At 70.8% G+C, this 209-nt stretch carries 1 protein-coding gene; it reads left to right on the top strand.

The annotated features are described in order from the left end of the window. Positions 1 to 209, top strand: a 209-nt coding sequence (locus IE249_RS39615) for a beta-ketoacyl synthase N-terminal-like domain-containing protein (RefSeq protein WP_229860021.1), incomplete at both ends; no start/stop codon positions are given.

The following is a 209-nucleotide window of genomic DNA, read 5'->3' as shown; positions in this document are numbered from 1 at the left end:
CGTCAGCGGGGTCTTGCGGCGGACGGCCGGGTGAAGGCCTTCGCGGCGGGTGCGGACGGCACGGGCTGGGGTGAGGGCGTGGGCATGCTGCTCGTGGAGCGGCTGTCGGACGCCCGGCGCAACGGTCATCCTGTGCTGGCGGTGGTGCGGGGGAGTGCCATCAATCAGGACGGTGCGAGTAATGGTCTGACGGCTCCGAATGGTCCGTC

This window comes from Streptomyces anandii JCM 4720 (assembly GCF_014650655.1).
Classification (GTDB): domain Bacteria; phylum Actinomycetota; class Actinomycetes; order Streptomycetales; family Streptomycetaceae; genus Streptomyces; species Streptomyces anandii.
This window is presented reverse-complemented; position numbering and strand designations above follow the sequence as displayed.